1 protein-coding gene is annotated in these 1,173 nt (G+C 46.5%); it reads right to left on the bottom strand.

The features are described 5' to 3' along the window. Positions 1–27: 27 nt before the first annotated feature. Positions 28–1,074, bottom strand: a complete 1,047-nt coding sequence (locus tag IQ264_RS32505) for a zinc-dependent dehydrogenase (protein ID WP_193986922.1) — start codon at positions 1,072–1,074, stop codon at positions 28–30. Between the last annotated feature and the right edge of the window lie 99 nt (positions 1,075–1,173).

Here is a 1,173-nt window from a genome sequence, read left to right as displayed (position 1 = left end):
CCATCTCCCCATCTCCCCATCTCCCCATCAGGGATAAATGAGAATCTTGTAAGTCTCTGGCGTTGGGGAAACGGCTTTGGCTACGGCTTGGGATAAGTCTTGGAGAGGATAGCGATCGCTCACCAACGCATCCACATCAATGCGACGATTAAATACAATGTCAGTAGCCAAAGATTGCAACCGAAAAGAAGAACTGTAGCTACCCATCAAATCAATTTCCCGACGATACAAAATATTTGGGTTAATGGGAATTTCCACTTCATCGGGAAACTCAGCAAAAAACAGAATCTTTCCACCTTTGCGAGTACAATCTAAGGCTTGGAAAAAAGCCTTATCGCTGGGAACGGCTAACAACGTAGTATTAACTCCCAAACCATTTGTTAAAGCTTGAATTTTCTTAGGTAAATCTGGATCGCGGGCATCAAAAGCGGCTTCTGCACCTACAGCTAAGGCTTTGTCAATGCGCGAGGGTAACAAGTCAGTGGCGATCGCTCTCCCCCCAAAATATTTTACCAACATAATAAACATTAAACCGATCGGCCCTGCACCAGTAATCAGCACCGTCTCACCCGGTTTAACTTCCGCCTTTTTCACCGCCTTCAAACAGCAGTTAGTCGGTTCCACAAAACTCGCTTGCTCAAAAGTTACATCATCGGGAATGGGAATTAACCCACCACTGCGAACAATATGTCCCGGAACCTTCACATATTCCGCAAAACCACCCCCACTAGGCGCAAATCCTGCCGTTGTGGTGATGTTTTTGTAAACCTCACACATGGAGAAGTTCTCATTCAAGCAATACTCGCAACGCATACAAGGAATATGGTGCATCACCACCACCCGTTGTCCCACTTGCCAGTCTGTTACCGCCTCTCCCACCGCAGAAATTACTCCCGCAGTCTCATGTCCAAAAATGCGCGGTGGTTGATAAAGCGGATAAAGAATTTTTTTAATATCCGACTGACACAAACCCACTACCCGCACCTGCACCAATACCTCATCCGCTGCTAATGTCGGTACTGGTACTTCTTCGTAGCTTAGTTGATTAACCCCTCTAAAGACCTGTGCTTTCATTAGTTATTTGTCCCTAGTCAGTTCCATTGTTATTTGTGCTTTGTTGTCGGTTATTTGTCAATCAGGGGACAGGGGGCACAGAGGCAGGGGGGACAAGGG

It is taken from the genome of [Phormidium] sp. LEGE 05292 (genome assembly GCF_015207735.1).
Taxonomy (GTDB): domain Bacteria; phylum Cyanobacteriota; class Cyanobacteriia; order Cyanobacteriales; family Aerosakkonemataceae; genus Floridanema.
Note: the sequence above shows the minus strand (reverse complement) of the source record. Positions and strands in the feature narration are given on the sequence as shown.